This window comes from Exiguobacterium sp. s95 (assembly GCF_018618655.1).
Classification (GTDB): Bacteria; Bacillota; Bacilli; order Exiguobacteriales; family Exiguobacteriaceae; genus Exiguobacterium_A; species Exiguobacterium_A oxidotolerans.
Genome location: NZ_JACSMM010000003.1, coordinates 247,245 through 260,724, shown reverse-complemented (window position 1 = coordinate 260,724; position 13,480 = coordinate 247,245). Strand labels below are relative to the sequence as shown.

11 protein-coding genes are annotated in these 13,480 nt (G+C 49.0%); 6 read left to right on the top strand and 5 right to left on the bottom strand.

Features of this window, described 5'->3' with window-relative positions:
* The first annotated feature begins 131 nt into the window (after positions 1-131).
* The 6 genes from KNP99_RS08540 (at position 132) to KNP99_RS08515 (ending at position 8,989) form a co-directional block, all read left to right on the top strand.
* Positions 132-1,013 carry a DUF1002 domain-containing protein gene (locus tag KNP99_RS08540; RefSeq protein WP_215193167.1) on the top strand — a complete coding sequence of 294 codons (882 nt, stop codon included), beginning with the start codon at positions 132-134 and terminating at the stop codon, positions 1,011-1,013.
* Between the two features lie 281 nt (positions 1,014-1,294).
* The gene (gene abc-f / locus KNP99_RS08535; RefSeq protein WP_251132128.1) at positions 1,295-3,151 is read left to right on the top strand and encodes a ribosomal protection-like ABC-F family protein; all 1,857 of its coding nucleotides are present in this window, start codon (positions 1,295-1,297) and stop codon (positions 3,149-3,151) included.
* A 224-nt stretch (positions 3,152-3,375) separates the two neighbouring features.
* Positions 3,376-4,845, top strand: coding sequence for an alanine/glycine:cation symporter family protein (locus KNP99_RS08530; RefSeq protein WP_029333096.1), 1,470 nt, complete (start codon positions 3,376-3,378; stop codon positions 4,843-4,845).
* Between the two features lie 128 nt (positions 4,846-4,973).
* Entirely contained in the window at positions 4,974-5,861 is an 888-nt protein-coding gene (locus tag KNP99_RS08525) for a diacylglycerol/lipid kinase family protein (RefSeq protein ID WP_088836635.1), read from the top strand.
* Positions 5,862-6,137: 276 nt separating this feature from the next.
* Positions 6,138-6,860, top strand: a complete 723-nt coding sequence (locus tag KNP99_RS08520; RefSeq protein WP_088836634.1) for a M23 family metallopeptidase — start codon at positions 6,138-6,140, stop codon at positions 6,858-6,860.
* A 137-nt stretch (positions 6,861-6,997) separates the two neighbouring features.
* On the top strand, positions 6,998-8,989 hold the full coding sequence (locus KNP99_RS08515) for a penicillin-binding transpeptidase domain-containing protein (protein ID WP_214769961.1): 1,992 nt from the start codon (positions 6,998-7,000) through the stop codon (positions 8,987-8,989).
* Positions 8,990-9,149: 160 nt separating this feature from the next.
* Here KNP99_RS08515 and trpA read toward each other — a convergent pair whose 3' ends face one another.
* From trpA to trpD, 5 genes are read right to left on the bottom strand one after another with little or no spacing between them, the layout of a single operon-like run.
* Positions 9,150-9,929 (bottom strand): tryptophan synthase subunit alpha, encoded by a 780-nt coding sequence (gene trpA, locus KNP99_RS08510; protein ID WP_088836632.1) that lies wholly within the window; start codon positions 9,927-9,929, stop codon positions 9,150-9,152.
* Complete coding sequence (gene trpB / locus KNP99_RS08505) at positions 9,929-11,125, bottom strand: tryptophan synthase subunit beta (RefSeq protein ID WP_088836631.1); 1,197 nt, start codon at positions 11,123-11,125, stop codon at positions 9,929-9,931. Before trpB ends, trpA begins: the two co-directional genes overlap by 1 nt.
* A gap of 5 nt (positions 11,126-11,130) precedes the next feature.
* Positions 11,131-11,700 carry a phosphoribosylanthranilate isomerase gene (locus KNP99_RS08500; protein WP_088836630.1) on the bottom strand — a complete coding sequence of 190 codons (570 nt, stop codon included), beginning with the start codon at positions 11,698-11,700 and terminating at the stop codon, positions 11,131-11,133.
* A complete protein-coding gene (trpC, locus tag KNP99_RS08495) occupies positions 11,687-12,463 on the bottom strand; it encodes an indole-3-glycerol phosphate synthase TrpC (protein WP_214765368.1) in 777 nt (258 codons plus the stop codon). The genes KNP99_RS08500 and trpC overlap by 14 nt, the downstream gene beginning before the upstream one ends.
* Positions 12,460-13,479, bottom strand: coding sequence for an anthranilate phosphoribosyltransferase (trpD, locus tag KNP99_RS08490; RefSeq protein ID WP_215193166.1), 1,020 nt, complete (start codon positions 13,477-13,479; stop codon positions 12,460-12,462). The genes trpC and trpD overlap by 4 nt, the downstream gene beginning before the upstream one ends.
* Between the last annotated feature and the right edge of the window lies 1 nt (position 13,480).

Genomic DNA, 13,480 nt, shown 5'->3' with positions numbered 1-13,480 from the left:
AAATGTAGTATAGGATTAGGGACACGAGGTGGGCGGTTCATTCCGCCTCAAGACCGATTCCGTTCTGGAAGACGTCACTTACAATGAAATTAGCACCTGATACTACCTACTATACTCGGAGGATTTATACTATGAATAAAGCAACAAAAATCATGACCACGACGCTTTTAGCGACAAGTTTACTTCTACCGACTGCTGCTTCAGCAGAGCAAGTCGTCGATAAAACAATCATCACGCTTGGTGAATCGCTCGGGGCAAAGGATAAAGCCTGGGTACTCGCCCGATTGAATGCGCCGGAAGGCATTACGCCCGTCATCGCCACGGCAGCGGATGAAGAAAAATATTTAGGGAAAAACGTTCCCCAATCGCAACTCGGCGGCAATATGTACTCTTCCGCAAAAATCGAACTCGCTGAAAAAGGCGACGGTTTATCTGTCGCGACCGAAAACATTACCTGGGTAACAAAAGACATGTACTTGAACGCGCTCGTCACTGCAGGCGTAACGGACGCCGACATCACAATCACTTCCCCTTATAAAGTCACCGGGACCTCTGCTTTGACGGGGATCATGAAAGCATACGATCAAACGTCGGCTGAGACCGGCATTAAATTGACGGATGAACGAAAAGATTTAGCCCAACAAGAGTTATCGGTCACTTCCGATGTCGGAAAAACGGTCGGGACGGACAAAGTCGCCGAACTGATGAATGAAATCAAAGCAGAGATCGCCAAACAAAAGCCGAAAACCAAAGTCGATATCGAGAATGTCATCATCCAAGTCATTCAAAATAACAACATCCAGTTGTCGGACGCCCAAATGGAGCGGTTGACGTCATTGTTCAGTCAAATGGAGAAAGCTGACTTGAACTGGGGACAAATCGAGACCGGATTAAAGGGTGCCGGGCAAGATATCCACGCGTTCGCGACCTCCGAAGAAACGAAAGGATTTTTTGCAAAACTGTTTGACGGCTTAAGTAAGTTCTTTAACTCGATTTCCGGACTGTTCAAGTAACTGAAAACGATTTCATTTTCAGTTCAAAACATGGTAAACTAACTTTATCGAAACGAAAAGGTGGTGTAAAAGATGGGTTTTGCTGCGTGTAAGCAATGGTTGATGGAACAACTTTATCTGTTGCGCGCGATTTTTCATGAAATGGCGTTCTAAAGGACGAGTCTGCCCTTTTCTTAGGAACATCCATCTGAAAAATAAAGCAAAGCGCACCTTTTACGGTAAACGGAGAGCGCTATTTGCGTTCTCCGTTTTTTGATGCGCATGAAAGGAAGTTACTGATCATGATTTGCGACATCCAACACCTGACAAAACAATTTGGGGGAGCATCCGTCTTAACCGATGTCTCGCTCTATCTTAAACAAGCTGACCGCATCGGATTGATCGGTCGAAACGGAACCGGAAAAACCACGTTACTGCGTTTAATCGCGCAACTCGAAACAGCGGACAGCGGAACCCTTTATCTCAAAAAAGGACTTTCCATCGGTTATTTGGCTCAAATTCCACAGTTCGCAGAAGAATTGACGGGCCTTGATGTTCTCTGGACCGCATTTGCCCAAATCGTCGCCTTACGGACGACGATGCATCAGCTTGAACAACAAATGGCAAGTGCTGACCACCTGGACGATGTGCTAAATGAGTATACGCGTGTGACCGAACAATTCGAACAACAGGACGGTTACCTGCTCGACTCGAAAATCCAGCGCATGATTAACGGACTCCACCTCGATGCCTTGCTGACACGTCCCTTTTCTCAATTAAGTGGTGGCGAACAAACGAAAATCTGCCTCGGCCGGATGCTGCTGGTGGAACCAGACTTGTTGATTCTCGACGAACCGACGAATCACCTCGATCTCGCAGCAATCGAATGGCTCGAACAATTTTTAAACAGTTATCCGGGCGCTGTCATCATCGTCTCGCATGATCGCGTGTTTCTTGACGCAAGTGTCAACTTGATCGCTGAACTTGAAGATGGTGAACTGACAATCTACCCAGGAAATTATTCGGCGTACACGGTCGCGAAAGAACGCCTGCTCCTCGAACAATTCCACGCCTACACGGAACAACAAAAGAAAATCAAACAGATGAAGGATGCGATTCGGCGCTTGCGCCAGTGGGCAAATGAAGCCTCTCCGCCAAGCGAAAAACTGTTCCGAAAAGCAAAAGCCATGGAACGGGCACTCGAACGGATTGAGCGACTCAAACGGCCGCTCCTGGAAAAAGCGGTGCCTGACATCCGCTTTTCGTCGCAAGGGCAACTCAGTCAAATCGTTTACCGTCTTGAGGATGTCACGCTTTCCGTCGCCGGCCGGAAGTTGTTCGCGTCGCTCGATTTCGAAGCCGCGGCACGTGACCGGATTGGAATCGTCGGTGCGAACGGAAGTGGGAAAACGACGTTATTACGTGTCTTACTTGGACAACTCCAGCCGACGAACGGACGTGTCACGCGTGGTCCGTCAAATCAGGTCGGATTTTTATCGCAACACGTCGATATGCCGGGTGAAGAGCGACTGATCGATTACTTCCGCTCACACGTTTCGGCGGACGAAGGAACAGCTCGCTCCCTGTTGGCCCGTTTCCTCTTTTTCGGTCCACGTGTCTTCTTACCGATTACTGCGTTAAGCGGCGGGGAAAAGATGCGCTTGATGCTCGCGATTCTTGTCCATTCGCCGCTTAATGTCCTGATTCTTGACGAACCGACGAATCACCTCGACATTGAATCCCGCGAGGCGCTTGAAGAAGCACTCGAGCACTTTGACGGAACGCTGATTGCCGTATCGCACGACCGTTATTTCTTGAACCGACTCTTCTCGAAAACCTATTGGCTAGATGACACGACAGAAATCTTTCACGGTTCTTACCAATATGCTGCCGAAAAACGACATGCCCGGTCAATCGTCGAATCAGCGGCACCCACGCCCCGCGCTACCCGGACGCCGGTAGCCGGGAAACATCCGGCTTTAAATGCAGGCGAACTCGAACAGCAGATTCAACAGCTAGAGGATGAGGTGGCTTTACTCGATACATCACTCGCGGCGACACATGATTATGAAGTCCTCACGACATTATTCTCAGAACGAGAACAGCTCGTTAGTCAAATTGATGACTTCTATGAAAAATTGTTGGCAGTCGATCACTAATCAAAAAACGCATCATTTCACCACCGCTGCTTCATTAAGTGCGGTGGTTTTTTAAATTAAAAATGCTTTGATGACGATCTGTTTTTCTGAACCCGAAAAAATATATTTTAAATATTTTAAAAGAAAGTTTCGAAAAAAAGCTTGCAAGTTGTCTGAAAATTCGTATAATTCAACTTATAGCTATTATCAGTTTTTAGCAAAAACACTTTGGGAGGAACTATCACATGGATGCATTTCAACAAGCTGTACAATCGGGCGTCGATTTCGCCAACAACATCTTATGGTCTTATATCTTAATCGCCGCTTTAATCGGAGTCGGCATCTACTTCACCATTAAAACGAAGTTCATCCAATTCCGTTACTTGAAAGAGATGTTCCGTGTCACACTCGATAAAAATGAAAAGACAACAGATGATGAAGGTCAGAGTATTACATCCCTTCAATCATTCTTCATCGGTGCCGCGACTCGAATCGGTACAGGGAATTTGGCCGGTGTTACGATCGCTGTTACACTTGGTGGACCCGGAGCGGTCTTCTGGATGTGGATGGTCGCCCTCCTTGGTGGAGCAACAGCCCTTATTGAAAGTACGCTTGCTCAAGTGTATAAAGTACGTGATACAGGCAATAACGCTTACCGCGGTGGTCCTGCTTACTACATCGCAAAAGGATTGAACAACCGCGTCCTCGGAATCATTTTTGCAATCTTAATCGCCGTCACATTTGGTCTTATTTTTAACTCGGTTCAATCGAACACGATTGCCGCTGCTTTTGACAACGCCTTTGGAATCGACAAAATGATCGTCGGTGGGATCTTAGTCGTTCTTACAGGTCTCGTCATCTTCGGTGGTGTCCACCGTGTCGCGAAAGTTTCAGCAATCGTTGTACCAATCATGGCGTCACTCTACTTGATTGCTGCCATCTTTGTTGTCATCACGAACATCACTGAACTTCCAGGGGTTTTCGCAATGATCTTTAAGAGTGCATTCGGTATCGACCAGGCTGTTGGTGGATCTGTCGGTGCTGCAATCTCGCTCGGTGTTAAACGTGGTCTCTTCTCGAACGAAGCCGGTATGGGTTCTGCTCCGAACGCTGCTGCTGCCGCTGAAGTTTCTCACCCAGCAAAACAAGGATTCTTACAAACACTTGGTGTTTTCCTTGATACGTTGATCGTCTGTACAGCAACAGCGACAATCATCTTACTCAGTGACAGCTACGCTGCCGGTAATGGTGAAGGTATCGCCATGTTACAAAATGCGCTTTCTGAGCAACTCGGTGCCGTCGCACCAGCCTTTATCGCAATCAGTGTCTTCTTGTTCGCTTTCAGTTCAATTGTCGGTAGCTACTACTACGGTGAAACGAACATTGAATTCATCAAGAAAAGTAAATCAACTGTCTTTGGCTTCCGAATTGCTACGATGGCATTCGTCTTCATCGGATCGCTCCTCAGCCTCGGAATGGTTTGGAGTTTCGCCGACCTCTTCATGGCCGGTATGACATTAATCAACTTAACAGCCATCTCGCTCTTAGGTGGAGTCGCAATCAAAGTCATCAATGACTACCAAAACCAACGTAAGCAAGGTCTTGATCCTGTCTTCTCTGCTAAAGCATTAGGTATCGAAAATACCGAATGTTGGGACGATGAAGAAGAAGCGCGTCCAGCTGCTGGTGAAGCACCACCTGTCGCACGACGGTAAACATTTCTTTTCTACTAAAAACCTTGGAGGCGCGTGTAATCGCCTCCAAGGTTTTTTTGCTGCGCTAGGATTATCTTGGTCGTGAGTTGGGAAAATAGGAACAGAGAGTCACTAAGGAGGAATTGAATGTGTCGAAGGCCATGTTAATTATTAATCCCTCATCCGGGAAAGAATTAGGTAAAAAATACGCAGAATTTGCAGAAGGTACACTCGCTCAGCGCTTTGCAACGGTCGATGTCCGGTTCACTGAAAAAGAACTCGACGCAACAGAATTTGCACGTACTGCTTCGACTGAGCAGTATGACGCCGTCATCGCAATGGGCGGTGACGGAACGGTCAATGAAGTCATCACGGGAATCGCAGAACAAGACCACCGTCCGACGCTCGGCATCGTTCCACTCGGGACGGTCAACGATTTAGCACGTGCGCTCCATATTCCGACGGATGCCCGCGACGCGATCAACGTTCTCGAAGATGCTCCGATTCGTCCTTTTGACATCGGTAAGTATGGATCACACTATTTCATGAACGTGATTGCGATTGGGCTGATTGCCGATGCCGTCGAAGAAGTGAGTGTCGAACAGAAGACATCACTCGGTTCTATCGCATATTTCATTGAAGGATTAAAAGCCTTCAAGGATCATAGTCCCTACCCGCTCCAGTTAACAGCCAGAGAAAAATCTTTCGACGGCGAAACACCGTTACTTATCGTTTCGTTGACGAATTCCGTCGGCGGTTTCGAATCATTTGCGCAAGAGGCGCGTGTCGATGACGGATTACTTCATGTTTTTCTTGTAAAACAACTTGGTATTTTAGACGCCTTACAAGCGCTACCTAAACTATTGAAAGGTGATTTATCTGAAGCAGATCAAGTCGAGTACTTTACAACGAAGGAAGTCAAAATCGAATCTTCGGAAACACTTCCGATTAATGCTGATGGCGATACGGCAGGCAAACTTCCGATTACGGTCCAAGTTCTTGGTCAGCACTTAAACGTCATCGCTCCCACGTCCTAAGTACTATCCTTTATGAAAATAAGCCCACCAAGCTGCATAGAATCGGTGGGCTTTTTAGCATGGACAAAATAAACCAAAAATGACCATTACAATATATGTTATAGAGTGATAACTTTGAAACAAAACTGAAATATTTCCCCTTTATTTCCGATGCTATAATCATTCTATCAAGAAAACATTTTCTACCTTAACTACATAGAACCTTCACCTTACAATATTGAAAGACTTAGTTTTACTGACGTCCGTCGCCTTTTCCCAATTAGGAGGAACTCACATATGAAGCGTATGTTAACAACAATGACAATGACAGCACTAATGGTTTCAGGCTTCGCTACGACAGGCATCGAAAAAGTCGAAGCAGCAACTACATATAAAGTAAAAGTAATGGCTGACGGTCTCCGTGTTCGAACGGGTCCTTCGACTGCCTATAAAGCAGTCGGAACCGTCAATAAAGGAAAAACATACAAGTACCTCGGCGTATCCGGATCATGGACGAAAATTTCATACTCAGGTTCTTCCCGTTATGTCGCTTCCAAGTATGTCAAAAAGTATAAAGTCACAACAACGACGGCAACAAAAGCATCGAGTGGCTTTTCGCGACCGACAAGTGGTCCAATCACACAAGGATACGGTGCAGCGAGCGGCGTTTACGGTTATACGTTCCATAACGGAATCGATATCGGCGCTGCAACAGGAACGCCCGTCTATGCTTCTGCTGCCGGTAAAGTCATCACGTCCCGTAATTACGGTGCTTATGGCAATTACGTTATGATGACGCACACAATCAATGGACTTGCTTACACGACGGTCTACGCTCACTTGAACAGTCGCTCGGTATATGCCGGTCAAACGATTGCAAAAGGAGCAAAAATCGGGACGGTCGGTGCAACCGGAAACGCCTTCGGCGCCCATCTTCACTTTGAACTACACCGTGGTTCATACGTCTACAGTGCGTCATCTGCTGCAAGCAGTATCAATCCATTAAACTACTTCAATTAACTCAACCACCACTGACTTAAATTCGTCAGTGGTTTTTTTGTGCCTTACGTTTCTCGTGCGTCAAGGGTGTCTTAGGTGAAAGTTAGACAAAACAATGGTACGGTGATTAAATAAATGCTTTTAAGGAGGGATTCACCTTGAAATCACGCTCACTTTTGCTTGCCGCAACAAGTGCTGCGAGCATCGGAATTCTTGTCGGCTGTCAAGATCAGCCGACAGCAGAAGAACGACTCGCTTCCTATTCAAAGCTTTGGGAAAAACAAGACTATGACAAGATGTATGCCGATTATGTCAGTCAAACGACACAAAAAGAGTACGGAGAAAGTCAGTTCATCGAACGAACGAAAAAATTGAACGATACGCTTGAAATCAAAAATATTTCCATTACACCGGGAAAAGCACCCGACACAGATGATGAGAAGAAACAACTATTGCCTGTCACCGTCAAATTCGATACGGTCGCGGGACCTGTATCGTTCAAGAAAGAGGTCCCGCTCGTCTACGAGACAAACAAAGACACAGACAATTGGTACGTCGACTGGGATCCTTCCTTCCTGTTCGAAGACTTTGAACAAGCGGATCAAATCAAATTGAACACGCTTACCGCAAAACGCGGTGATTTAATTGACCGGAATGAAAAACCGCTCGCGACGACCGGTCAAGGCTTTGAAGTCGGTGTGACAGCTGGCCAGCTGGATGACACGACCAAAAAGAAAGTCGCTTCTCTCCTCGACCGGTCGACGAATTCGATTGACGACGCTCTATCGGCATCTTGGGTCAAGGACGGTCAGTTCGTTCCGTTAAAAATATTTGATCCGTCTGACGAAGCAACCGTTAAGCGCTTGACGGCACTTAAAGGGGTCAGCGCCAAGGAAACAGAAGTGCGGACTTACCCATACGGTGAAGCGACGTCCCACTTAATCGGCTATGTTGGATCGGCGACCGCTGAAGACGTCGAACAATCGAACAATAAAATCCAAGCTGGTGAACAGGTTGGTAAACGCGGACTTGAACAGGTTTTCGATGATGAACTTCGTGGCCAGTCCGGAACGAGCATCGAAATCGTGAAGTCGGACCAGGACGAACCGGTAACCGTCGCCGAGACGAAGGTCAAAGACGGGAAAGACATTACGCTGACGATCGATGGTGCGCTCCAACAATCGACGTACGAGACGATGAACGGTGAACCGGGTGTCGCAACTGCACTTGATCCAAGGACCGGTGAAACACGGACCCTCGTCAGCTCCCCCGGTTTTGATCCGAGTGAGTTCACACTCGGCATCTCGCAAGACCGACTCGACACATTGACGAATGATTCAGATCAACCGTTACTCAATCGTTTTACGAGTGCCTTTGCACCCGGATCGACACAAAAACCGTTGACGGCTTCCATCGGTCTAAACGCCGGAAAGTTAAATCCCGATAAAGCCTATTCGATTGACGGCTTAAAGTGGAAAAAGGATGGCTTCAATGTCACCCGGATCCACGAGACACCGGACCCTGTCGATTTACACAATGCGCTAGTCTACTCGGATAATATTTATTTCGCGCAATCGACACTTGAAGTAGGTGCTGACACCTTTACGAATGGACTGGAGGCACTCGGTTACGGTGAAAAAATTCCGTTCGCCTATCCGATGCGGGCTTCACAGATTTCAAACGACGGGACCATTTCATCTGACGGTCAATTAATGGATACATCGTACGGACAAGGTCAGATGTTGACGAACATCGTCCACCTCGCTTCGATGTACGAAATCTTTTTGACGGACGGAATCATCTATCAGCCAACGTTACGGGCGGATGAAAAAACAAAACAGATCTGGAAACAGGATTTAATCTCTAAGAACGACGCCTCGATGATCCGGAAAGACTTGTATGATGTCGTCCATGCCGGATATGACTTACCTGCCGACATACAGGAAGTCGCCGTTGCCGGTAAGACGGGAACGGCTGAACTTAAGCAAGCTGGAGAAACAAAGGGGAAGGAAAATGGCTTTTTCGTTGGTTATGACAACGATGACCCGACGCTACTCGTCGCGATGATGATTGAATCGGTCGAGCAGGAAGACCGGGGCAGTCCGTATGTTTCCGGTCTCGTCGCCGAAGTCTTGAAAGAGGCCAAGTAAAGCGATTGGTCAAGGGTGCGATTTCAGCTGATGTTTGCTGCAGGGTCGCCCGTCACCGCTTTTTATGAAGAAACGTAAAATGGCCGATGATTCCGTAAAAAGTGGAATCATCGGCCATTTGATTGATGTCGGTCTGACGGATGCGTCAGATCTTTTTTAGTTAGACGTGAAGATCGGGTAACCGGGCTGCCATCAATTGCTCAATCGCTGATGTATCTTCTTGTTGTAACAACTCAACGATTTTACTACCGACGATGACACCTGCGACCGAAGCCCCTAACTGTTTGACGTGTGCCGGCGTACTGATTCCAAACCCGGCGAGGACCGGAACAGGACTCAGTTCCGCGACATTTGCAAGATGCGCTTCGAGCGACTCGCCGAACGTCGTCTGCCCTCCTGTCGTCCCGTTGACGGTGACGGCATAGAGGAACCCTTCACTTTGATTCGCGATTTTTTGAATCCGTTCGATCGGACTCGTCAGTGAAACGAGTTGGACGAGGGCGATGTCTTGTTTGTCATGCTTCGCAAAAAACTGCGCACTCTGTTCGAGTGGTAAGTCCGGAATGATTAAGCCATCGACCCCGACTTCACGACAGGTCGCAAGAAAGGCATCGATGCCAAAGCGGAAAATCGGATTCAAGTAGGTCATGACGACGATCGGGACCGTCGTTTCTTGACGGGCGACCCGAATCGCCTCGAGGACGTCGTGTAAGCTGACTTCGTGTGCAAGCGCGCGAAGACCGGCTTCTTGAATGACCGGACCGTCCGCAACAGGGTCCGAGAACGGGACACCGACTTCGATTGCTGTGGCCCCACTCCGTTCGAGGAATGCCAAAATGTCCGGCAGACGGTCGATTCCGCCGTCACCTCCCATGACATACGGGATAAACGCTTTTTCACCGCGGTCATTGACTGTTCGGATTGCTTGTTCTAATCGCATCACGCTTCCCCCTTTAAGGCCGATCTGACCGTCATGACATCTTTATCACCGCGACCGGATAAACAGATGACGAGAATCTCGTCTTCCGACATGTCTTTCGCAAGCTTCGTCGCATAGGCGACGGCATGTGCTGTTTCGAGCGCCGGAATGATGCCTTCTTTTTGGCATAACAACTGGAGCGCATCGAGTGCTTCTTGATCGGTGACGGCTTCATACTGGACACGACCGATGTCTTTTAAGAGACTATGTTCCGGTCCGACGCCTGGATAATCGAGCCCGGCTGAAATCGAATGGGCTTCCGTGACTTGACCGTGTGCATCCTGTAGCAAGTACATCATCGACCCGTGTAAGACACCGACTTCACCTTTCGTCATCGTCGCTGCGTGTTTGTCCGTCTCAATCCCGTCTCCTGCTGCTTCAATTCCGTACAGCGCAACCGTTTCATCATCGATGAACGGATGGAACATACCAATCGCGTTACTCCCGCCACCGACACAAGCGACGATCGCGTCCGGCAAGACACCCTCTTTTTCAAGGATTTGCGCCCGCGTCTCTTTCCCGATGACGGATTGGAAATCACGGACGAGCTCCGGGAACGGATGCGGTCCGAGAACCGATCCCATCAAATAGTGTGTATCCTCAACATGTTTGACCCAGTAACGTAACGCTTCATTGACGGCATCCTTCAGGGTCCGACTGCCCTGTGTGACCGGGATGACCTTCGCCCCAAGCAGTTCCATCCGGAAGACGTTCAATTCTTGACGCCGGACATCCTCTTCCCCCATGAAGATGACACATTCTAAATCAAGTAGGGCACAGACGGTCGCCGTGGCAACACCGTGTTGTCCGGCACCGGTCTCGGCGACGATTTTTCGTTTCCCCATCCGCTCTGCGAGTAGAGCTTGTCCAATCGTATTATTGATTTTATGAGCGCCCGTATGGTTCAGGTCTTCCCGTTTCAAGTAAATCTTCGCGCCACCGATTTCCCGCGTCAAGTGTTCCGCGAAGTAGAGTGGCGTCTCACGCCCGACGTAATTTTTTAAGAGATCGTTCATCCGTTCATAAAACGCCGGGTCCTCTTTGACTTCGGCATAGGCCTGTTCCAGTTCAAGGACGGCTTGCATCAATGTTTCCGGAATGTAGCGTCCACCATAAACCCCATATTGACCAAGTGCATCTGGTTGTGAATAACCCATCGTGCTCATCTCCCCTTTACGGCATGTGCGAATGCCAGCATTTTTTGTTGATCTTTTTGAAACTCCGTTTCGATTCCGCTCGAGACATCCACTGCGAACGGTTGATAGCGCGCGATTGCTGCTGCGACGTTCGATGGTGTCAAACCACCTGCGACGAACATCGGTCGTGTACTTGTTAAATCCGTCGACCAATCGAACGGTTGTCCGCTTCCAGCTTGGGGCGCGTCATAGAGAATGTAATCCGCTTCCGTATCGATTGAAGTGGCGCCCGCGACGAGTGCCTGAATGATCGGAACTTTCGTTTGTGTACGAATCGCTTCGTCCACCATACCGTGAATTTGAATCAAATCCAGTCCAACCGTTTCAATCGCCGCTTCGACTTCTTGTAAGGTCGGCGAGACGAACACACCGACGACTTGGACCGTTGCCGGAACCAATTGCCGCAATTTAGCTGCTTGTTCGAGCGTGACCTGACGTTTACTCGGCGCGAACACGAAACCGATGTAGTCGGCGAGTCGGCTCGCGACCACCACATCATCGGCGCGCCGTAACCCGCAAAATTTAATGCGTGTCATAGACCGGTCCGTTGACTGCTTGGATGAAGGCGGTGGGATCCTCTGCGCGCATCAGCGTTTCACCGACTAAAATGCCGTCTGCCCCGTCCTGATGGAGCTGACGTGCCTGCTCGACCGTCTGAATCCCGCTTTCACTGATATACCGGACGCCCGGGCGCTTCGTCTGCAACAGCCGTGTCGATGTCGCTAAGTCGACGGCGAACTTTTTTAAGTTTCGGTTGTTGATGCCGATGATGCGTGCACCGAGCTGTTCTGCTTGCTTCAGTTCCGCTTCATCATGGACTTCCACTAAAACTTCGAGACCGTTTGCGTAGGCATAGTGATACAAGTCTTCCAGTGTCGCTTCGTCAAGTGCCGCGACGATCAACAGGATTAAGCTCGCTCCATGCGCTTTCGCAAGGTCGATTTGAATCCGGTCAATCATAAAATCTTTACACAGGATGGGCACATCGACTGCATTTGCGACTGCCTCAAGGTCTGCCATGCTTCCTTTGAAATACGTCGTATCCGTCAAAACCGAGATGACCGTTGCCCCGCTTGCTGCATACCGTTTTGCTTGAGCGACAGGGTCGACGTCGAGCGAGATGTCGCCTTTTGAAGGAGATGCCCGTTTAATTTCCGCGATGACCGACAGGTCGTCTTGGCCGAGTCGTTCGTGAATCGAACGGTGTAACGGTGACCGTTCGATTTGCTTGACTCCTGCCACCTTGAGTTCAGCTACTTCGCGTTTCTTCGTTTCAATGATGCGGTCTAAAATATTCATCCGATTGCCTCCTGTCGTTTCGTCTGTTGCAATTGTCGCAGTTTTTCTCGTGCTTGTCCGGAATCGATACTGACGATCGCACAATCGATTCCTTCCCGAATCGTTTTGACCCGTCCTTCCGCGAACAGGGCGATGCCGGCGTTGAGTAAGACCGTATCCCGGTAGGGTCCCGCTTCCCCGTCAAGGACACGTAGTAAGATGTCGGCATTTTCTTGTGCCGACCCGCCACGGATTGCTTCGAGTGGGGCGACGGTCAATCCGACTTCTTCCGGGTGAAGACTGAAGCGAATCAGTTCTCCGTCGTCGAGTAACACAAGTTGGTTCGTTCCGGCGAGAGACGCTTCATCCATTCCATTCGCTCCGTGTAAGACGATTGCCCGTTTGCGTCCGAGACGGTGTAACGTCAACGCCATCGTCTCGAGTAAATCTTCCCGGTAAATCCCGAGCAATTGTGTTTTTAAAGAGACCGGGTTCGTTAACGGACCAATCAAGTTGAAGATCGTCGGGATCCGTAAATCGCTCCGGACCTTCATGATTTGTTTGACACGCGGGTGCATCCGCTGAGCGAATAAGAACGCAATCCCGTTTTCTTCGAGTCGGTTTGCGAGTTGCTCGGGTGTTTCATCCAGTTTAACACCTAATGCCTCGAGGACATCGGTACTGCCCGTTTTACTCGAGATACTCCGGTTACCGTGCTTGGCGACTTTCGAGCCTGCACCTGCGAGAACGAAGGCGGCTGTCGTACTGATGTTGAATGACTGTGAGCCATCGCCACCCGTCCCACAGTTGTCGATGAAGTCCGTTCCTGTGACGGGAATGTCGAGTGCGACTTCCCGCATGATTGAGGCGAGTCCCGCCAGTTCATCCGCTGTTTCGCCTTTTGCTTTTAAGGCGACGAGGAAGGCGGCGATTTCGCTGTCCGTCACGTTCGGTTCAAACAGTTGTCGTGCTGCTTGTTGCATCTCTTCGTATCGTAAATGCTTCGCAGCTGCTAGTTTCGTTAATATCTCTTTCATG

What these genes read in the sequence shown, in the direction of transcription:
- KNP99_RS08540 (WP_215193167.1), top strand. Translation starts at nt 132, where the DNA reads ATGAATAAAGCAACAAAAATCATGACCACGACGCTTTTAGCGACAAGT.
- abc-f (WP_251132128.1), top strand. Translation starts at nt 1,295, where the DNA reads ATGATTTGCGACATCCAACACCTGACAAAACAATTTGGGGGAGCATCC.
- KNP99_RS08530 (WP_029333096.1), top strand. Translation starts at nt 3,376, where the DNA reads ATGGATGCATTTCAACAAGCTGTACAATCGGGCGTCGATTTCGCCAAC.
- KNP99_RS08520 (WP_088836634.1), top strand. Translation starts at nt 6,138, where the DNA reads ATGAAGCGTATGTTAACAACAATGACAATGACAGCACTAATGGTTTCA.
- trpA (WP_088836632.1), bottom strand. Translation starts at nt 9,929, where the DNA reads ATGCGATTAGAACAAGCAATCCGAACAGTCAATGACCGCGGTGAAAAA.
- trpB (WP_088836631.1), bottom strand. Translation starts at nt 11,125, where the DNA reads ATGGGTTATTCACAACCAGATGCACTTGGTCAATATGGGGTTTATGGT.
- KNP99_RS08500 (WP_088836630.1), bottom strand. Translation starts at nt 11,700, where the DNA reads ATGACACGCATTAAATTTTGCGGGTTACGGCGCGCCGATGATGTGGTG.
- trpC (WP_214765368.1), bottom strand. Translation starts at nt 12,463, where the DNA reads ATGAATATTTTAGACCGCATCATTGAAACGAAGAAACGCGAAGTAGCT.
- trpD (WP_215193166.1), bottom strand. Translation starts at nt 13,479, where the DNA reads ATGAAAGAGATATTAACGAAACTAGCAGCTGCGAAGCATTTACGATAC.